Consider the following 21,118-nt stretch of genomic DNA (forward strand, 5'->3'; position numbering starts at 1 on the left):
AGCAAAGCGTGTTTCAATTGTTTAAATTGAAAGAAAAACAAACGCTAAACCAGCTATTGATGAACTTTGATGAAAACCTACAAATAAAATCTTTCGCCAATTATAAAAAAGCCTACAGAGAAAGCGTCGAAAATCCTGAGAAATTCTGGGATGATGTCGCTAATCACTTCCTTTGGAAAGAAAAATGGAAAAACACCTTAAGTTGGGATTTTAAAAAGCCGGAAGTAAAATGGTTTGAAGGCGGAAAATTAAACATTACCGAAAATTGTTTAGATCGGCATCTCGAAACACAACCCAATAAAGACGCCATTATTTGGGAACCCAACGACCCTAATGAAGAATCGAGGCATATTACCTACAAACAACTCTACTTAAAAGTTTGTCAGTTCGCTAATGTTTTAAAAAATAACGGAATCGAGAAAGGAGATCGGGTTTGTATTTATATGCCGATGATCCCAGAATTAACCGTTGCGATGTTAGCTTGTGCGAGAATTGGAGCGATTCACTCGATTGTTTTTGCAGGCTTTTCAAGTGAAGCTATTGCCAGCAGAATTAATGATGCTGAATGTAAAATGCTTATTACGGCTAACAATTATTACCGCGGAAGAAAATCGATCGAGCTTAAAGATATTTGTGATGAAGCTTTAAAAAATACACCCTCAATAGAAACGGTAATTGTTTACAGAAGAACGGTAAACCCAACACCAATGAAAGAAGGTCGTGATAAATTCTGGTTCGATGAGCTTCAAAAAGCTTATAATGATAATGAGGCAGAAGTGATGGATGCTGAAGATCCTTTATTTATTTTATACACTTCCGGTTCTACAGGAAAACCTAAAGGAATGGTGCATACTTCGGGCGGATATTTAATAGGAACAGCATTTACGTTTCAAAATGTATTTCAGCCTAAAAAAGATGATATTTATTGGTGTTCTGCCGATATTGGTTGGATCACAGGACATTCTTATATTGTTTACGGACCTTTAGCTTCCGGAGCAACTACAGTGATGTTTGAAGGTGTTCCCAGCTATCCCGATTATAATCGTTTTTGGGAAATTATTGAAAAATATAAAATCACTCAATTCTACACTGCTCCGACCGCCATTCGAGCGTTAGCAAAACAGCCTATTGCTCATGTAGAAAAGCACGATTTAAGTTCGCTTAAGGTTCTGGGTTCAGTAGGAGAACCGATTAATGAAGAAGCTTGGCATTGGTTTAACGATAATATTGGGAAGGGAAATTGCCCTATCGTCGATACGTGGTGGCAAACTGAAACCGGATCGATTATGATCTCTCCACTGGCTGGCGTTACCGCTACCCGACCAACTTTTGCTACATTACCGTTACCCGGTGTACAACCTGCGCTAATGGACGAAAACGGAAAAGAAATTGAATTTAATAATCAGCAAGCAGAAGGTCGTTTAGCTATAAAAGCGCCTTGGCCGGCAATTGCCAGAACCGTTTGGGGAGATCACGAACGTTATAAGAATACTTATTTTTCTGCGTACGAAAATAAATATTTTACCGGCGATGCGGCATATCGCGATGCCTCCGGTAATTACAGAATCACGGGTCGTGTAGATGATGTAGTGATCGTTTCTGGTCATAATTTAGGAACCGCGCCTATTGAGAATGCGATTAACGAACACGAAAAAATAGCAGAAAGTGCAATTGTGGGCTATCCGCACGAAGTTAAAGGTAAATCGCTTTATGCTTTTGTAATTTTGAATAATGATGAAGATGCTTCAGAAAAATTGAAGGAAGAAATTAGAAAGCAAGTTGCCAAAGTTATTGGTGCGATTGCTAAACCAGAGAAAATTCAGTTTGTACCGGAACTTCCTAAAACCAGAAGTGGTAAAATTATGCGTCGTATTTTACGAAAAATTGCGGCTAACCAAACAGAAGACCTAGGCGACATTTCAACCTTAGAAAATGACGATATAGTCAAAAAAATTATCGATAAGGCCATTTTAGATTAACTTTGTTTTGCTGAAAAAAATTTTCAGCATTCTAAAAGTAAATTTAATATAAGCATGGCAACTAAAAAATCGAAGCGATTTATACAGGTCGTACTCTTGGTCTCTACCGTCGTTTCTTTATTTTTTGTGCCTTGGCCCATTGTTTTTGTCTGGCTAAAACCTTTACCAGATTCTATACAACAACAAGTTGATGCTGCTACCGATTATGGTTTTGAAGGGATTATTGTTTGTGTAGATCAAGCTCAAAATGAGCCTCAGTTTTATACTGCCGGTTACCACAACCGAGCGCAAAAAATACCGGCTCGACCAGATGCTTTATTTAAAATTGCGAGTGTTGGAAAGCTTTACGACGCCGTTGCAATTACTAAACTGGTAAATGACGATCAATTAGATTTAAGTGGAACGCTTGCCAATTATTTTCCTGAATTAGCTAATCGAATTGAAAACGCCAATGAGATCACTTTAAAAATGTTGGTGCAACATCGTAGCGGAATTCCCAATTATACCAATGTCCCGAATTTTTGGATGAATCCACCGCAAACTAATCAGGAAACACTTGAGCTTATTTTAGACCAACCTGCAAATTTTTCTCCTGGGGAAGATTATGAATACTCCAACACAAATTATTTATTACTTACAGAATTAATTGAAAAAACGGTGGGTTTCTCTAAGTTTCAATATATAAAAGAGGAAATCTTGAAACCGCTTCAACTTAAAAACACCTACGGTTCTCTTCAAGAAATAGATATGAATCGATTAATGAGCGGTTATTATGTGGGAATTGAAGAAGATATGAAAACCGATGATAACGGTTCAATGATCGCCACTGCAGAAGATGTGGCTAAATTTATTCGAGCTTTAAATGACAGAAGTATTTTTACTGAAAATGAAGCTGAAATTTATGCTGATTTATATAGATATGGTCATACAGGACTTATCCCGGGTTACCAAACCATTGCTAACTATCACAAAGAGCTCGACGCTGTCGTGATTCAATTTACCAATACCACAGATTTTAATGGTTATGAATGGAGTCTTTCTGAAATTAATTACAACCGAATTATCAAAATTCTTGAGCGAAAGCAAAACCAATAAAAAAGAGATTAGCTTATAAAGCTAAATCTCCTTTTCCTTCTCTTATTACTTCAGGTTCGCCTTCGGTAAGATCGATTACGGTAGAAGCTACATTATCACCATAACCACCGTCGACAACAATATCAACCAACTTATCCCACTTTTCTGCAATTAATTCTGGATCTGTGGTATACTCGATCACCTCATCGTCATCTTTTATTGAAGTTGAAACAATTGGATTGCCTAATTTATTGACGATTGCCTGACAAATTTTATTATCGGGAACACGAATACCTACTGTTTTTTTCTTCTTAAAAACCGTTGGCAGATTATTACTTCCCGGAAGAATAAACGTGTATGGTCCCGGTAAATTTCGCTTTAAAAGTTTAAAAGTACTGTTATCGATTTGTTTTGCATACTCAGAGAGATTGCTTAAATCTTCGCAGATAAATGAGAAGTTTGCTTTTTCTAATTTCACTCCTTTGATCTTTGCGATTTTCTCTAATGCTGAATTATTCGTGATATCGCAACCTAAACCATAAACCGTATCGGTTGGGTAAATAATGAGTCCGCCTTTTTTTAAAACGTCTACTACTTTTGCTATTTCTTTAGGATTAGGGTTTTCTTCGTAAATCTTAATAAGTTCTGCCATGGGCTTTAGTTTTTATTGAAAATTTACGAAAAAAATTGAAGTTATCAGGTACTTCAACTTATAAATTCAGCCTAAGATTTTCAAAGAGTTTAGCGGCAGCTTTAAAATAATCGTTCTGAATTTTATTTTGTTTCAATTGCGAATCTATGAGCTTATTTTCTCGTGAATTAATAAGGAAAATAGAGCTCTCTCCTACTTCAAATAATCGTTTTTCTGAAGCGACCATAATACCACTTTCGATCACAATATTTTCTATAATTTCTAACTGATCTTGCAGACTAATTATTTCACGCTCGGTAGCCCGAATTTTGTTCTTTAAATTCCACTCTTTTTGGTCGAATTTATATTCGGTATTTTCTCTTTTCACACGTGCTAAACGTAAATCTCCTCGTTCTTTCCGAAGAAATATAGGAAATTTCACTTTTACACCGGCTTTGTAATCGTGGGTATTTAGATAAGTTGGCTCGTCGGGTTCTTCCGTTAAAAAATTATATTCTACATCGACCGTTGGTAATAAATTATTTTTGCGTAATCGAATATCGAGATCGTAAGATTGCAAATCGTATTCTAACGAGCGTAACTCAGGATGATCTGATAAATCTTCAGCATTCCCTAAAAAATTATCGATCCCTAAATTATTCAGAATACTTTCTTCGGTGATTTGCGGAATGAGTTGATCTTCTAATTCAACAGGAATTTCATCGATCCACAAATAATTTGATAAGTTTAATTTGGCCTTTTGTAACTTTAAACTAGCTTGTTCTAGGTCTAACTTTCTATTTCTTAAAAATATCTTTGTCTCTACCGTATCGATGGCACGCGTTTCTCCCAACTCACTCGATCTTGAAATACCATTAAATCGAATCTCCGCATTTTCTACAAAATCGGCATAAACTTCTCGATTTTCATAATACAATTTCCAGTCTGCATAAGCTTTCGTAGCTTCAGCAAGAATAGAGTTTACTAAAATATCTCGTTCTAATTCATTTTGATTCTGAAGAATTTTTCCTTGTTTAACGGCATTCATTCGTTCATTATACAGCAAACCACGAAGTACGCGAACGCTTACTCCCACGCTAAAAATACCGTCTTCCGGAGTGGTGTTTTGACCGTTTAAATAATAACCATCGTTTTGCTCGTAATCGGCTTTAAGATCGATACCATACCACATTGGGACTTTAAAACTACCATTCCATAACGAATAATATTCGGTGCCGTGGTAATTTTTTTCTTTCATTCCGCCTTCTAATTTAGGGTCGAAAGCGCCTCTGGCTTTCAACAATTTAGCTTCAGCTTCAGAAATCTTTAAATTTGCCTGTGCAACCACAGGATGATGTTTTTTCACCATCGCTAAAAACTCTTCTAACGAGAAAATATTTTCTTCTTGCGTGATCGTTTCATCTGCGATAAGCGCTTCATCTTCCTGCGCAAAAATTGATAACGGCAAGACGAAGGCAATACATAGATAAATAAACTTTTTCATGATTATTTAGCTTTTCCGTTTTCGTCTTTTTGTTGCTTTTTAGGATAATAATTTGGCGGGAAACCATTTAGCTTACGCCAGATCTCATACCAAATTGGCACATCTTCTAATAATGCTAAAGTTCTCGCACCAGAACCAACGCGCAATGCATCTGGCCATTCGTGTTCGCTATCTGGATCTGGAGCTAATAGAATTCTGTATTTACCATTATCGCTAATAAAATTTTCAATAGCTACTACATTTGCTCCGTAAGTACCATAAGATGCATTTGGCCAACCACTAAATACAATTGCCGGCCAACCATCAAATTGCACACGTACGTGATCTCCCACACCAATTAATGGTAAATCGATAGGATCTACATAAGTTTCAACAGCAATCTCATAGCCTTTTGGCATGATATTCACGAGCTTTTCTCCTTCTTTAAAAGTTTCACCAATACCCGAAATAATCGCTTTGTTAATATAACCGTCTTGTGGCGCACGAACAAAATACAAACCTCGACGAATGGTATAATTACTTAACGAATTTTCAAGTTTACTCACTTGCACTTCGGTATCTAAACGGGTAGAAATTGTGGTTGAAATATCACTTTCTATTTTACTAATCTTATTGGCATATTCTGCTTCAATACGATTAATCTCCATTCGAGCATTAAGCAATTCGTTTTTACTGGTTAACAATTTGCTTTCTAGATCGATTACTTTTGCTTGGGTTTCTTGAAGTTTAGATTGCTTGGTTTCGTAATCTAATCTCGATTTTAAACCTTCTTCATATAACTCTTTTATACGATCGTACTGACGAATGGCGATGCTCAAATTCACTTCTGCCGCTTCTAAAGAAATACTATCGCTAACAATTTTTAATTTGGCTTGTTTGAGTTTATTTTTTGTTTGTTCTAATTTTAAAACACGCTCTTTTCTTGCGGAAGCTAATTGATTTCTAAGTGCTTCTGTTTTTTGCTCGTAAGCTTTTACCGAATTAGCTTTAGAGTTGATCTGATCGCCGGTTCTCTCTAAAAGCATCGGATCGAAATACTCATTTTTAACCTCAGAAATTCGCAGAATCGTATCGCCTTTATTTACATAATCTCCTTCTTTTACATACCATTCTTCAATCTTACCGGGAATTGGTGATTGTATGGTTTGTGGTCGTTGACCGGGTTTTAGTGTAGTTACATAACCTTTGCTTTGGATGGTTTGCGTCCACGGGAAGAACAATAAGATCAATAAAAAGATCGTTGTTCCTAACAATATTCGAGATAACAACCGATGTACACTTCTGTTAACAATAGAAGAATAGGCTTTAAACTTCGAAAAGTTTACATTACCATCGGTTTGACTATTTGATAAGTTTAACATTTTAATTTCTTAGTTTAATTCTACTTCCTTCAACCTACTGCTCATTTTCTCTTTACTTGCCAATAGCATCGTCATATTGTGATCTTTAGCAAATTTCATAAGAGTTTCAATATCTTCATCAGAGAAAATAAACTCTTCTTCAATAAGTAATAATTCCGGAGATTTTAATAAAACACGTATCAAACAAATTTTCTGGGTTAATACGTGACTTAGCATTTTAGTTCCCGAAAAAACGTATGTATTAATCGTTTCCGGTAAATGTTTTATTTCATCTAAAACGCCAAAATTCTCCAATAAATCGTAAACTTCTTTCTCTGAAATCGAAGGACTGTTTAGGGTTAAGTTTTGCCAAATGCTACCTTCAAATAAGTAATTAGAGTTTAAAACTAAACCTATCTTGCTTCGGTAACTATCGAGGTTAATGCTAGAAATTTCTTTGCGGTCTAAATAAATTTTTCCGCGGGTAATTCTTTTCATTCCTCCTAAAAAATGAAAGAGATCATAAATTTGTAAATGGTTACCCACAATATTTAAAAGCTCGCCTTGTTCTACCCTAATGTTGTTGATCTTTTTGTAATTGATCTCAAGATCTTCCGTTTCAATAGGGAAAATCATAAGGTCTTTAGTATTTACCGGAGCTTTACGATCGATTTTCTTAGAGCTTACTTCATCAATTTTTTCAACTGCAGTGACCACATCGTAAATAGTTTCTAAGCTAAAACCTATTTTATCGATCGAGTTAATAATAAGTACAATAATAATTTCTGAAGCTACAAATTGCCCAATATTCATTTGCTCATTCAATACTAACAAACCACCAATTAACAGTAAGCCCAAGGTTAAGATCACTTTGAAAGCCACCAATTGCTTAAATTGATTTTTTACGATCTTAAAGTGTTTCTGGCGATAACCTAAATACTTTTCTACATATTCATTGTTTCGCTCTTGTTCGTATTCGTTAGGCGTATTTTTAAATGTTTTAAAATTTGCCGCCACTTGTTGAATCCAAAAAGCCGTTTGGTATTTGGCTTTCGACTCCATAATACTTGTATTTACTGCTTTTTCTAAACTTATTCTGAAGAAAATATAGAGTAAAATCACTAAGACAATCCCTAAACCAATAAAAAACGGATGATAAACAGATAGCAAGATCAAACCGAATACAATTTGAATTACCGCTGCCGGAAAATCTAACAAGAGTTTTTCCATTCCTTTTTGAAGCGTTAATACATCAAAAAAGCGGTTAGAAAGTTCTGGCGGAAATCTATTTTCTAACTCACTAACTCTAATTTTTGGAAATTTATAGATAAACTCAAAAGAAGCTCTGGCAAATATTTTCTCCTGAATATTTTCTACTATATCTAATTGAAGTAATTGTAAAACTCCAAAAAAACCAACGGCTAGCGTTACTAAAACCGTAAGTAAAATCCAAGAGGTTGAAACTTGCGCTCCCTGAATTAAATTAATAATTGCTTGAATACCTAACGGAAGGGTTAAACTAATAATCCCTGCGAAAACCGCATAATATAGTACTTGCAAAATATCTCTTCGCTCTAATTTTAAAAGGTTGAAGAGTTTTGTCCATGGGGAAATGTTATTGTTTGAACTCATATAAATTAACTGAGTGATTTAAAAGTTAAGTGCTGAAAAAATTGCGTGAACGGCTCTTCATCGGTTTCTTTAAAATCTGATAATTGCTTAAAATGTTGATGCAAAAAGTTTTGATTTAAAGCTCCCTGAAGCACAGTATTCGCTAGAGTTAAGGGATAATTGTATTCAGAATTATAATCGGCAATAATTCCACCTAAACGCTTTACCAATCTTCTGTAAATTACAAAATAGCCGTTTTTATTTTCTTCATCAACATCGATGGTATGAAAAGCTTTGGCAGATTCTTGTACTATAATATGATGTAATTCTTCTTCATTAATAAAACCAAACGTTTTATCTTTTCGAGGAGTTTCGGTAATCGCACAGATGGCACGCTTTAAGACTTTCTCTTTACATTCAATATTATTTATTCTAAATACCAATTTATACTCAAGCCACGCCCAATACCAAGAAATTAGGTAAAGCATTAACATGTGTTTATTCTCGAAATAGCGATAAACAGAACTTTCATTAGAACTAATTTCTTCAGCTAACTTCTTGAATGTAAATTTCTCTAAACCTTCTTTCCGAATAATTTGAATAGAATACTCTAAAATCCTTCTCCCTAATTTGGAAGACTGCGGATCTTTAATATAGATATTCTCCGGAATAATTAAGGTTAAATTTGAAAGTAGTGTACCCATTTATAAAATATTTACTCACAAGGTTAAAAGTAATACTTTCATTTAGAATGAAAGACTAAAAAAATAGCTTTTACTTATTTTAACATAAAAGCTAATTATTTTATTCAAAATTGAAGTTTTTACTGCTTCTCTACCTCATCTTCGAGCTTTAAGACTGAGCTTCCGTCATCTTGTTTGATGAAAAGAGCTTTATTGCCTTGTTCACCTTTTCGAGTAATTTCACTCCCATCAATGGTTTTGGTAACCTCTTTTGTATAGGTTTTTTCAACTTTACCGGTTGCGGTGCCGTTACCCCATTTCCATTTTACTTCGCTTCCTTCTTGTATCATAGCTTTTTGAGCAAAAGATAGATGGAATGAAATGAATAGAGAAACTCGCTAACAGTATTTTAACGCATCAAGAAAGTATTTTAAGCTTTGCAAAACGCAGCAGTAATTTTTTCATTCCGCCGGTTTCAAAATCGATCTCTGCTTTTTTATCTTGCCCAACGCCTTCGATACTCAGCACTTTACCTTTACCAAAACGCATATGTTCTACCAATTGGCCGGCTTCAAGTTGAACAGGGATGTCTGCTTTGGTCGGTGTTGATGCATCTGCCGGTCTCAATCTTCGCAACTTACGCAACTCATCTTCAGTTGGTTTGTGTGCTGGTGGCGGCGTGCCTTTTTTGGGTTTATTTTGTCTAAGTTTACTTTTATCGACTTCTCCAAAAATATCACGATCGATAAGCGGTTTGTATTTATAATCGTCTTGCGGAACCATATAATCGAGATATTCATCATCGATCTCTTCTATAAATCGACTCGGTTCTGCATCGATTAATTTACCCCAACGAAAACGCGATTGTACGTAGGTAAGATAAGCTTGCTTTTCTGCTCGCGTTAATGCCACGTAAAATAAACGGCGTTCCTCTTCCAATTCAGAACGGGTATTCATACTCATCCCCGAAGGAAAAAGATCTTCTTCTAAACCTACAATATAAACGTATGGAAACTCAAGTCCTTTTGCTAAGTGAATCGTCATTAACGCCACGCGATCTTCATCTGGTGTTTCTTGATCAAGATCTGTCATTAACGCCACATCTTCTAAAAACTCACCTAACGAACCATCAGCATCGGCTAATTCTTGTTGCCCATCGACAAAATCTTGAATACCGTTTAATAATTCTTCAACATTCTCAATACGTGCGATCCCTTCTGGTGTTCCGTCTTTTTTAAGTTCTTGTACTAAACCGGTTTTTTTAGCAACCGCTTCAGCCACTTCAAAAGCATTTTTATTGCTCGCCATAATCTGAAAACTTTTAATCATATTGGTAAAGTTTTTCAGCTTGGTTTGCGTGCCCTTGTTGATCTTTAGATCGATCTTTTCTATATTTTCGATCACTTCAAAAATTGAACGCTTATAGTGGTTTGCCGCTAGTGTTAATTTATCCATCGTGGTAGCTCCAATACCTCTCGCCGGGAAATTAATGACACGTTTTAAGGCTTCTTCATCTTTAGGATTCACGATTAAACGCAAATAAGAAAGAACGTCTTTAATCTCTTTACGTTGGTAAAATGAAAGCCCTCCATAAATTCGATACGGAATGTCTTTTTTACGCAGCGCGTCTTCCATTGCACGACTTTGCGCATTGGTACGGTACAAAATTGCGAAATCACCATTCTTCATTTGGTGTTCCATTTTGTTTTCAAAAATAGAACTGGCTACAAAACGACCTTCTTCCCCGTCGTTTATTAAACGATTCACGACAATTTTTGGTCCGTCATCATTTGCCGTCCAAACTACTTTTTCAAGTTTGGTTTTATTTTTATCGATCACCGAGTTTGCCGCTTGAACAATATTTTTTGTCGAACGGTAATTTTGCTCTAATCGGTACATTTCTACATTATCGTAATCTCTTTGAAAGTTCAGAATATTATTAATATTCGCTCCACGGAAGGCATAAATACTTTGCGCATCGTCGCCTACCACACAAATATTCTGAAATTTATCACTCAAAGCTCGTACAATTAAATACTGTGAATGGTTGGTATCTTGGTACTCATCTACCAAAATATATCGAAAACGATTCTGATATTTTTGAAGCACATCCGGAAAACGGTTAAGAAGCTCATTGGTTTTCAGCAATAAATCATCAAAATCCATCGCGCCGGCTTTAAAACAACGCTCTACATATTCTTTATAGATCTCGCCCATACGAGGCTTTTTAGACATCGCATCGGCTTCTTGCAATTCACCATTTTGAAAATAGGCTTTTACGGTGATCAAACTATTTTTAAAAGAAGAGATTCGAGAATAAACCTGTTTATATTTATAAACATCTTTATCTAAGCCCATTTCTTTAATGATCGCCCGCAAAACGCTCTGTGAATCTTGTGTGTCGTAAATGGTGAAGTTAGAAGGATAACCTAATTTATCGGCTTCCATTCGAAGAATTTTGGCAAATATAGAATGGAAAGTTCCCATCCATAAATTTTTAGCTTCGCTGCTTCCTACAATACTAGAGATACGATGCTTCATCTCTCTCGCCGCTTTGTTGGTAAAAGTTAGCGATAAGATATTAAAAGGATCTACGCCTTTGCTCATTAAATAAGCAATACGATAAGTAAGTACTCTGGTTTTACCGGAGCCCGCACCGGCAATTACAATCATTGGCCCGTCTTTTTGCAAAACAGGAGCTCGTTGGGCGTCATTCAATTCAGCTAAATAATTTTCCAAATCTTCTACAATTTTAAGGGCGTGAATTTACCAAAAATACACAAAAACTGAGGTGCTTGGTAAAGGTTAATTATAAACAAAAGTCTATAAAAATGTAGAGTGTAATTTTTTAATTGAATAAATTAGTGTTTCAAAAATCGATTTTAGAATTTTATGGATGCTTTTCTTCAATTCTTGTCAGCAGTTTCTTGGTGGCAATGGCTTCTTCTCGTGATTGTTTTAGTGGCGATCAAAGACATTTTTTTCAACAAAAAACATACTATTAAACATAACTTTCCGGTGGTTGGTAATTTTAGATATATGCTAGAGAGTATCGGTCCGGAATTACGGCAGTACATCGTTGCCAATAACCGCGAAGAACTTCCTTTTAACCGAATTGAACGCGGGTGGATTTACGCTTCAGCAAAAAATGAAAACAATTATGAAGGTTTTGGTACTGATCAAGATCTATATCAAACCAATTATATTTTTGTAAATAATGCAATGATGCCTTTTAAATTGCCCAAAAAGCATCCCAATACCGACGATCCTTATTTTTTACCTTGCGCTAAAGTGATGGGTCTGCATCATAAACGCAAAAAACCTTATCGTCCGGCTTCGGTAATTAATGTTTCTGCGATGAGTTTTGGGAGTCTATCGGCAAGAGCAATTTCATCGTTAAATGAAGGCGTAAAAAAAGCTTATGCCTATCACAATACCGGTGAAGGTGGTTTATCACCTTATCACAAACACGGCGGAGATATTATTTTTCAAATAGGTACCGGTTATTTTGGTATTCGAGATGAAGAAGGGAATTTCTCGATGGATCATCTCGTAAAATTAGTAGAAGAAAACCCTTGTATTCGGGCGATTGAAATAAAACTTTCGCAAGGAGCAAAACCGGGAAAAGGCGGCGTTTTACCGGGATCTAAAATCACGAAAGAAATTGCTGAAATTAGAAAAGTTCCGTTAGGGAAAGATGTGGTTTCTCCTCCTTATCATACGGCTTTTGAAGGCAATCAAGGTCTCATCGATTTTATTGAAGAAATCGCTGCAAAAACAGGTTTACCGGTTGGTGTTAAAGCTGCGATCGGTAAATTAGACGGTTGGAAAGATCTTGCGCGCTTAATGAAAAAACAAAATAAAGGACCCGATTTTATTACCGTTGATGGCGGCGAAGGCGGAACCGGAGCAGCGCCACCAAGTTTTGCCGATCACGTTTCTGTACCTTGGGTGTATGCTTTCAGAAATATTTATAAAATATTCAAGCAAGAAGAATTAACCGATCAAATTGTATTTATTGGTAGCGGAAAGTTAGGTTTTCCCTCTAAAGCGGCAATGGCATTTGCCATGGGAGTTGATTGTATTAATGTGGCTCGAGAAGCGATGTTGAGCGTAGGATGTATTCAGGCTAAATCTTGCCATACGAACACTTGCCCAACAGGAATTGCTACACAAAGTAAATGGTTACAAGCCGGAATTAATGTAAAAGATAAAGCTGAACGAGTGAATTATTACTTCAAAAATTTTAGAAAAGAATTTATTGAAGTAACCCATTCTGCAGGTTACGAGCATCCTTGTCAATTCACGATGGATGATGTCGATATTAATTTAAGTGATCAAGATTTCACCAAAACCTTAGCAGCTTCTTATGCGTACAATAAAGTTGAAGTTCCTTTTAAAGGAGTTTCTTCTTTGCAAAATTGTGAGTATCTTGGCGGAAATTATAACAAACAAGCGTCTAAAGACTCTTTCGAGCAAGATGACGTTCGCTATTAACGAATTATGCAGGATATAAATTTTTTACAGATCTTTTTTAACCTTTTACCGGCGTTAATTATTGGTTTAATTTCTTTCTACTTCTATAGTAGCTATCTTACTAATGAAAATAATCGTCGTATTTACGAACTTAAAAGAGAAAGTGCTAAAAGTGCGATGCCTCAACGTTTACAAGCTTTGGAGCGTATGACGCTTTTTTTAGAACGTATAAATCCGGGCAGTTTATTAATTCGAGTAAAGCCTTATAACGATAGTAAACACGATTACGAGAATTTACTTATTCAGCAGATCGAAAGTGAATTTGAGCATAATCTTGCGCAACAAATTTATGTAAGCGATAAATGTTGGGGAGCAATTAAAGCGACCAAAAACGCAACGATTTCTTTAATTAGACAAACCAATATGAGCGATAAAGTAGATTCTCCCGATAAATTGAGAGAAGTTATTTTGTCTGATCTTGTCGATAAAAAAGCTCCGAGTGAAACCGGATTAGCATTTTTAAAGAATGAAGTGAAAGAGCTTTGGTAAGTTTTCTTCAAAACTAAAAACTATCGGTCTTTTAGTTCATTTTCTTTTACATTAATGGCTTTATCGTTAGCGTATTTAAAACCTTGATCCCACCAAGTTTTCATGAGTTTTTTATCAAAAATCAATGAGTTTTCGGTGAGTTGGCTTGGCGTGTAATAAAGATTCAGCAATACATTTTTATTACTTGCCGCAAGTTTTCCTTCAATTATATTACTACGTTCTACTTGATCGAGTACAAAACCAAATAAATTCACCATTAATGAGAACGGATTTTTACCTAAAACTTTGTTGTGCTCCATATTTTCAGATTCTAGAATGATAGCATCAACTTCGGTAGCGCCTCGTCGAATTGCCTCACGAATAGGAACCATACTTCCGAAACCGCCATCGGCATATTCAAAATCGTTTTTCTTCACCAAACTCATAAACGGGATGTAATTGCAAGAAATCCAGATCCAATCGCAGAATTCCTCATAACTAAAATCTTTTATCGATTTATATTCGATGTTATTCTTGGTAAGATTAGAAACCGTTACCACAACATCTTTATGGGTGCTTTTCGCCTTTAAAAAATCTTCTTTTGTAATTTTTCGGCTAATTAGTTTTCTTAAGTTTTTACTCTCACCAAAAGTTCTTCGTTTTTTCATAAACTGAAGAATCGTATTCAGGTAATTTATACTCACATATTCCCGATTATCTTTCTTCTTGATCTTAAACGGATTTAAGCTGAAAATACTTTTCTGGTTAACGTTCGTATAAACTTCATGCAATTTATCGATCTCGCCAATGGCCAAATGCGTAAGCAACAAACTCCCTGTTGAAGAACCTACAAAAATATCGTAATTACGATGTTGCACCTTCATTAAATGAGCCGCTACTCCACCGGCAAACGCTCCTTTACTACCGCCGCCAGAAATCACTAAAGCTCTCATTCTTCTATAATTTTAGTCAATACTTTTTCTTGTTTTGCTGAAGCTTTTTCTTTTAAACTGAATAACATCGCGCGGTGTTTTTCTTTCGTTGACAATTGCGTTAACAGTTCTCTACAAAAGTTTCTGAAACGCCAAACAGGATGTACCGAACCTTGCATTAGATCTAAATAATTTTGCCCGGTAAACGATTCAATCTGGTAAAGAAATCCAAATGCATTTTGCCGAATTTCATAAGCGTATTTTGCACTCGTATAACCTGAAAGCTCTTGGTAAAACTTGCTGTTATTTTCCGGTTGAAATTCAGGAGTCACTAAACTTAAAGTTAGCCAAAGTAAACGAACATTTTTATTGCTGAAGCCTTCTACGTTTTGCAGTTCTGTTAGATACTGACTTCTATTTTCGGGAAAGTTTTGCCACAAGTTGAATAACGCTTGCTCTAAAGTTAAGTAAGAACGATCGTTGAGTAAACCCTCATATTTTTTCTGCAATGACTGCGGAATTTTCTGTAAATATGTTGAAATTGCTTGCCGAACCAACACATCGTTCGTGTCAAACGCTTTTCGATAAAGTTGAATAACATCTCCGGCATTTTCCTGCGCCAATTGCGCAACGACTTCTTGCCCTAAATAATCGTTTACAGGGAAATCTAAAGCTTTATTTAAGCTTTCATATTTTTCTTCCATCGAGATGGTCCGCAATGCGATTAATGAAAGGTATTCTTCCATAAATTCAGATTTACGAAGTGATGCTAAAGCTTGTGAAGATTTAAATGCCGATTGCGCTAACCAATCTTCTTCAAACTGAGTTAAGTCCATTCCGCTGGTTTTTTCGATTTCAGCAATAAAATCTTCAGTTTTTACATTTTGAAAAGCATATTTATTTAAATAGTTTTTTACTCCACTTTTAAAAGCTTCATCTCCTACTTTTTCACGAAGTATATGCAACGCCCAAGCTCCTTTTTGGTAAAATGTAAGCGAGCTGGCTTTGGCATTTTTAAGCGCTTCGCCTTTACCTGAATCGCTTAATTCTTTTAATTTTTCTGCATTTTGATAAAGTTTGAAGTAAAAATAGTTGTCTCCAAAAATTTCACGTTCGGTCAATAACGCATAATATGTAGCAAAACCTTCTTGCAGCCAATGATGCGTTCCCGACTTTTCCGTCACCAAATCGCCAAACCACTGGTGTGCCAATTCGTGTGCATTTACATTCACATAATTTCTATCGATAAAACCAATTTGATCGACCATAAACATATCTGAAAAAATGGTCGCCGTCGTATTTTCCATCCCGGCATAAAGAAAATCTCGAACAGGAATTTGCTTATAATTTTGCCACGGATACGCCACGCCAATTTCTTCTTCAAAAAAATCGAAAATCTTTTTTGAATGCTTGTATGTCCACTCTACTTTTTCTTCATCTTGAGCTTCGTAATATAATTTTATAGGAATTCCGCTTGTTGATGTAATTTCTTTTGCTTCGAATTTTCCGACGGCCACTGCCACGAGATAACTACTCATCGGGTGTTGCATATCAAAATGCCAAAGCTGCTCTTTTCCCTTTTTTTCTTTATTTACCAATTTCCCATTGGCGGCAACTTCATAATCCTGCGGAACTTGATACGAAAGATCAAACTCAATTTTATCATTCATATCATCTAAACTTGGCAGCCAATGCGAAGTGTATTTTCCTTGTCCTTGCGACCAGATCTGGTTACTACCGTCATTATCCCAACCTACAAAATATAAGGTTTGTTGAGGAGTTGCTTGGTAAGAAAATTCAACTTCATAAGTTTTGCCCGCTTCAAATTGATCGATAAAATAAATTTTCTTTTCTGCGAAAAAAAGCTTCGGTTTAGAACTCGACTTTTTAGTGATTTCAGCATTCATCTTTACCGCGTCTAAATAAATAGAATCGGTCGCTTGTAAAACTTTAAATTTCACTTGAAGTTTACCTTCAACACTTTCAGTTTCCGGTAGTAAATGAATCGTTCCCGAAATTTTTTCAACATCTAAAACTTCGGTTTGTTGCGCGTTTATAAAAAAAGGACTCGCCAATAAAAGCAGCCAAACTATTTTTTGCATAAGTGTTTTATTCTTGTTTCGAAAATACGAAACTTACTTGTTTTTACATTCTATATATTTTTATACTTTTAAAAACTAACCAATACGTACCAAAATGACTACTTCTTCACAAAAAATCCCGACTTGGTTTTGGATAATTTCTATTGTTCTTTTACTTTGGAATTTAATGGGCATCGGCTCTTTTGTATTTCATTCACTTGTGATGAAAGGTGAAGCTTTGGCAGGTTTACCGGAGAATGAACGCGCACTTTATGGTGAATATCCGTTATGGACGCATATTGCGTTTGGTGTCGCTACGATCGGAGCTTTATTGGCAAATATTCTTTTACTAGCAAAGAAAAAATCGGCGATCACATTATTTCTAATTTCATTGATTGCGATTCTTATACAAATGTTTCAAAATTTATTTTTAACGAGTGCTGCTGAAGTTTACGGCAATGCAACTTACGTAATGCCTGTTTTAGTCATCATCATTGCTATTTTTGAAGTTTGGTTTTCAAAATTTGCTTATCGAAAAAGTTGGATCAAGTAAAATGGTACAAAAAAATTTAATCCTATTATTTTTTTCCTTCTCAATATTTACACTAATTAGTTGCAAAGAAGAAAAAAAATATCATTCTAATATAATTTATAAAGATCAAGACATAAGAATTTCATTCCACACTTTAGATGGAAAAGATTTTATTCTTAAAGATAAAACAAATCATGTTTTCTTTTTAACATCAGACAGCTTAAACTATTCTGTTTATGGCCCAAGTATAAATCCGCTCGGGATCGAGTCATACAGGAATACTTTTCATGTAGAAATTACTCCAACAGATAGCATTCTAAAGGATAATAAATTACCAATTATTATAAGTTTTAACAAAAATGGATTTATAAAAAAAATACATTACGGAATTAAAGTCAAATAGTACAGGATAGAGTTACATTTATAAAAATTAGAAGACAGAATTTACAAAAAATCCTATCTTCGTTTTTATGAATGCGAATACGCTGCAAACTCCCATCGATTATCTAAAAGGCGTTGGTCCCAATCGGGCCGATTTGCTTCGTAAAGAAGTGGGAATTCATACTTTTCAAGATTTACTCAATTTTTTCCCGAACCGATATATCGATAAAACTCGGTATTATAAGATCAATGAAATTCAACGGAATTCAGCAGAAATTCAAATTGTAGGGAAAATTGTTCATATAAAAAGTGTCGCTCAAAAAAGAGGAAAACGCCTCGTTGCCGATTTTATCGATGAAACCGGAAAAATAGAATTGGTTTGGTTTCGCGGCCATAAATGGATACGGGAAAATCTGAAGATCAACGAACCTTATGTGATTTTCGGTAAAGTAAATTACTACAACGGTATTTTCTCGATGCCGCATCCCGAGATGGAATTGCTCAAAGAGCATCAAAAGCAAATGAAAATTGCGATGCAACCGCTCTATCCTTCCACCGAAACGCTGGCAAAACGTGGCGTGACCAATCGGGTAATTATTAAAATGATTCAGCAGGTTTTTATAGAAAACAAAAAGGGTTTTGCAGAAACTTTGCCCGATTACCTGCGGAAAGAATTAAAGCTTATTTCTAAAAGTGAAGCTTTATTCAACATTCATTTTCCGCAGTCGCAAGAAAAATTAGCACGCGCACAATTTCGATTGAAGTTCGAAGAATTGTTTTATGTTCAGCTTCAATTATTAATGAAGAACTTGCTCCATAAACGAAAAATTAAAGGTTTTCCGTTTGAGGAAGTTGGTAAATATTTTAATGAATTTTACACAAAACACCTTCCTTTTGAACTTACCAACGCTCAAAAACGAGTGATCAAAGAAATTAGAAACGATTTAGGTACCGGTGCGCAAATGAATCGTTTACTACAAGGTGATGTAGGCTCTGGTAAAACCATCGTGGCGCTCATGAGTTGCTTGCTCGCTTTAGATAATGGTTTTCAAGCCAGCTTAATGGCACCAACCGAAATTCTGGCTACACAGCATTTTCAGGGGTTGTCTGAACTTTGTGCTGAAATGAATATTGAAATTGCTTTGCTCACCGGTTCGAGTAAAACCGCTGAACGTCGAATAATTCACGAAAAATTAGAAAATGGCAAACTCGATATTCTTATCGGAACGCACGCTTTGCTGGAAGATAAAGTGAAATTTAAAAATCTAGGTTTGGCAATTATCGATGAGCAACATCGTTTTGGTGTTGCCCAACGTGCTAAATTGTGGAAGAAAAACATTAATCCGCCTCACATTCTAGTCATGACGGCGACGCCGATACCCAGAACTTTGGCAATGAGTTTATATGGCGATCTAGATATTTCTGTAATTGATGAATTACCACCGGGCAGAAAAGCTATAAAAACTGTACATCGTTATGACAATAACCGATTAAAGGTTTTTGCTTTTATTCGAGATGAAATAAAAAAAGGCCGACAAATTTATGTGGTTTACCCGTTAATTCAGGAATCAGAAAAGATGGATTATAAAGATTTGATGGACGGTTACGAAAGTATTGCTAGAGAATTTCCGCAGCCAGAATATCAGATCTCGATCGTTCACGGACAAATGAAACCTGCCGATAAAGATTATGAAATGAACCGTTTTGCCAATGGCGAAACACAAATTATGGTAGCTACCACAGTGATTGAAGTGGGTGTAAACGTACCCAACGCCAGTGTGATGATTATTGAAAGTGCCGAACGTTTTGGGCTTTCGCAATTACACCAATTACGAGGTCGCGTAGGTCGTGGCGCCGAGCAAAGTTTTTGTATTTTAATGACCGGCCATAAACTTTCTAACGATAGTAAAACGAGGTTGGAAACGATGACGCAAACCAACGACGGTTTTGAAATTGCCGAAGTAGATCTGAAACTTCGTGGACCTGGAGATTTAATGGGTACGCAACAAAGTGGTGTGCTTAATTTACAAATTGCCGATATTGTAAAAGACAATCAAATTTTAAAATCGGCACGCTATTATGCGATGCAACTTTTAAAAGACGATCCGCAACTGCAAAAAGAAGAAAACAGAATCGTAAATTACACCTACCAACAAATTGCGAAAAATAAAACCATCTGGAATTACATTAGCTAATGAATAACTTTATTCTTATTGCGATTGCTATTCTTGCCGGAGTTGCTGCCCGAAAATTTAAGAAGCTACCCGAAAATAGTTACGTAGCGGTCAATTTCTGGGTGATTTATATTGCGCTGCCGGCAATTGCTTTAAAATACATTCCGCAAATAGAATGGAGTACAGAATTGGTGATTCCTTTTGTAATGCCGCTCGTAGTTTTTGCGCTCAGTTTTATTTTTATTGAAATTATTTCGCGATTTATTCAACTAAATCAAGCTACCAAAGCGGTATTGATTTTATTAAGCGGTTTAGGGAATACTTCATTTTTGGGTTTTCCGTTAACCGAAGCTTATTATGGTAAAGACGGATTAGAAATTGCGATTCTTTGCGACCAAAGTTGCTTTCTTATCGTTTCAACACTTGGTGTGATCACGGCTGTAAAAGCAAGTGCTCAAGGTAAATTTCAGATTTCTTCAATTCTAAAAAAAGTATTTAGCTTCCCTCCTTTTTTAGCATTTATCGCTGCTTTTGTACTTCCGCATTTTTTAGATTTGAGTCCGCTAGATCCTTTATTAGAAGCGTTGGGTGCGACATTAGTTCCGATGGCATTGTTTTCTGTCGGTTTGCAACTTCAGCTTAAAAAATGGAAAAGCGATGTAAAGCTGTTAAGTTTATCGTTGATTTACAAATTAGTATTAGCACCGTTGGTTATTTTCAGCATTTTATATGTATTGAATATCAACTCCCTCACCGGAAAAGTAGCTGTTTTTGAAGCTTCGATGTCGCCTATGGTTACTCCCGCAATTATTGCCACTCAGTACGGCTTAAACCCGAAATTGGCGAATTTAATTTTAAGTGTTGGGATTATTATTGGCTTCTTTTCAACCTTTATTTGGTCTGAAATTATTCAGTTTTTGTAATTCGACCTTCTCTTTCAAAGATAAAATCGATAGCATTTTTATCGTCTGCGATGGTAGCTTTCAGAAATTCAGCTTTCAATTTATAAGTAATCACTTTCGGAAAATCGTTTTGTTTATTCTCTGCTGAAAAGCTAGTTGAATTTATTTCAGTAATAAGAAAATCGACTTCATCTTCATGAACTCCTACTACGCGGTAAACCCAATTTTCATTTATTTTCAGCAAACGTAATTTTTCTTTAAAAATGGTATCATTTTCAACCAAAGTAAAT

At 35.6% G+C, this 21,118-nt stretch carries 17 protein-coding genes; 7 read left to right on the top strand and 10 right to left on the bottom strand.

All coding sequences use genetic code 11. The annotated features are described in order from the left end of the window. Positions 1-26: 26 nt before the first annotated feature. Both acs and G551_RS0105560 read left to right on the top strand, forming a co-directional pair. Entirely contained in the window at positions 27-1,979 is a 1,953-nt protein-coding gene (gene acs, locus G551_RS0105555) for an acetate--CoA ligase (RefSeq protein WP_262492853.1), read from the top strand. Between the two features lie 54 nt (positions 1,980-2,033). Continuing rightward, positions 2,034-3,074, top strand: coding sequence for a serine hydrolase domain-containing protein (locus G551_RS0105560; RefSeq protein ID WP_027884623.1), 1,041 nt, complete (start codon positions 2,034-2,036; stop codon positions 3,072-3,074). 13 nt (positions 3,075-3,087) lie between these two features. Here the strand turns inward: G551_RS0105560 and G551_RS0105565 are convergent, their stop codons facing one another. The 7 genes from G551_RS0105565 to G551_RS0105595 all read right to left on the bottom strand — a co-directional run bounded on the left by G551_RS0105565 (position 3,088) and on the right by G551_RS0105595 (position 11,561). Next, positions 3,088-3,705: an L-threonylcarbamoyladenylate synthase gene (locus G551_RS0105565; protein ID WP_027884624.1), complete on the bottom strand. Its 618-nt coding sequence runs from the start codon at positions 3,703-3,705 to the stop codon at positions 3,088-3,090. A 58-nt stretch (positions 3,706-3,763) separates the two neighbouring features. Further along, complete coding sequence (locus G551_RS0105570; RefSeq protein WP_027884625.1) at positions 3,764-5,188, bottom strand: TolC family protein; 1,425 nt, start codon at positions 5,186-5,188, stop codon at positions 3,764-3,766. A 2-nt stretch (positions 5,189-5,190) separates the two neighbouring features. Next, positions 5,191-6,549: an HlyD family secretion protein gene (locus G551_RS0105575; protein WP_027884626.1), complete on the bottom strand. Its 1,359-nt coding sequence runs from the start codon at positions 6,547-6,549 to the stop codon at positions 5,191-5,193. A gap of 9 nt (positions 6,550-6,558) precedes the next feature. Continuing rightward, on the bottom strand, positions 6,559-8,160 hold the full coding sequence (locus G551_RS15485) for an ABC transporter transmembrane domain-containing protein (protein WP_036243369.1): 1,602 nt from the start codon (positions 8,158-8,160) through the stop codon (positions 6,559-6,561). Between the two features lie 5 nt (positions 8,161-8,165). Beyond that, positions 8,166-8,843, bottom strand: coding sequence for a TetR/AcrR family transcriptional regulator (locus G551_RS0105585; RefSeq protein ID WP_027884627.1), 678 nt, complete (start codon positions 8,841-8,843; stop codon positions 8,166-8,168). 119 nt (positions 8,844-8,962) lie between these two features. After that, positions 8,963-9,172, bottom strand: coding sequence for a hypervirulence associated TUDOR domain-containing protein (locus tag G551_RS0105590; RefSeq protein ID WP_027884628.1), 210 nt, complete (start codon positions 9,170-9,172; stop codon positions 8,963-8,965). A 67-nt stretch (positions 9,173-9,239) separates the two neighbouring features. Then, a complete protein-coding gene (locus G551_RS0105595) occupies positions 9,240-11,561 on the bottom strand; it encodes an ATP-dependent helicase (RefSeq protein ID WP_027884629.1) in 2,322 nt (773 codons plus the stop codon). A 153-nt stretch (positions 11,562-11,714) separates the two neighbouring features. Between G551_RS0105595 and G551_RS0105600 the strand changes: the two genes are divergently transcribed. Both G551_RS0105600 and G551_RS0105605 read left to right on the top strand, forming a co-directional pair. After that, positions 11,715-13,319 carry an FMN-binding glutamate synthase family protein gene (locus tag G551_RS0105600; RefSeq protein WP_027884630.1) on the top strand — a complete coding sequence of 535 codons (1,605 nt, stop codon included), beginning with the start codon at positions 11,715-11,717 and terminating at the stop codon, positions 13,317-13,319. 6 nt (positions 13,320-13,325) lie between these two features. Then, entirely contained in the window at positions 13,326-13,847 is a 522-nt protein-coding gene (locus tag G551_RS0105605; RefSeq protein ID WP_027884631.1) for a DUF7935 family protein, read from the top strand. Positions 13,848-13,867: 20 nt separating this feature from the next. Here the strand turns inward: G551_RS0105605 and G551_RS0105610 are convergent, their stop codons facing one another. Together G551_RS0105610 and G551_RS0105615 are read right to left on the bottom strand one after the other, a co-directional pair. Next, positions 13,868-14,779, bottom strand: coding sequence for a patatin-like phospholipase family protein (locus G551_RS0105610; protein WP_027884632.1), 912 nt, complete (start codon positions 14,777-14,779; stop codon positions 13,868-13,870). Beyond that, complete coding sequence (locus G551_RS0105615; RefSeq protein WP_027884633.1) at positions 14,776-16,860, bottom strand: M1 family metallopeptidase; 2,085 nt, start codon at positions 16,858-16,860, stop codon at positions 14,776-14,778. The genes G551_RS0105610 and G551_RS0105615 overlap by 4 nt, the downstream gene beginning before the upstream one ends. Positions 16,861-16,954: 94 nt before the next feature. Between G551_RS0105615 and G551_RS0105620 the strand changes: the two genes are divergently transcribed. From G551_RS0105620 to G551_RS0105635, 3 genes are all read left to right on the top strand, one after another. Further along, on the top strand, positions 16,955-17,392 hold the full coding sequence (locus tag G551_RS0105620; protein ID WP_027884634.1) for a hypothetical protein: 438 nt from the start codon (positions 16,955-16,957) through the stop codon (positions 17,390-17,392). A gap of 449 nt (positions 17,393-17,841) precedes the next feature. Beyond that, complete coding sequence (gene recG, locus G551_RS0105630; RefSeq protein ID WP_027884636.1) at positions 17,842-19,947, top strand: ATP-dependent DNA helicase RecG; 2,106 nt, start codon at positions 17,842-17,844, stop codon at positions 19,945-19,947. Then, the gene (locus G551_RS0105635) at positions 19,947-20,849 is read left to right on the top strand and encodes an AEC family transporter (RefSeq protein ID WP_027884637.1); all 903 of its coding nucleotides are present in this window, start codon (positions 19,947-19,949) and stop codon (positions 20,847-20,849) included. Before recG ends, G551_RS0105635 begins: the two co-directional genes overlap by 1 nt. Here the strand turns inward: G551_RS0105635 and G551_RS0105640 are convergent. After that, on the bottom strand, positions 20,833-21,072 hold the full coding sequence (locus G551_RS0105640) for a hypothetical protein (RefSeq protein ID WP_156876758.1): 240 nt from the start codon (positions 21,070-21,072) through the stop codon (positions 20,833-20,835). The genes G551_RS0105635 and G551_RS0105640 overlap by 17 nt on opposite strands. Positions 21,073-21,118: the final 46 nt, after the last annotated feature.

Origin of the sequence: Mesonia mobilis DSM 19841, from assembly GCF_000423405.1 — a bacterium.
GTDB lineage: Bacteria > Bacteroidota > Bacteroidia > Flavobacteriales > Flavobacteriaceae > Mesonia > Mesonia mobilis.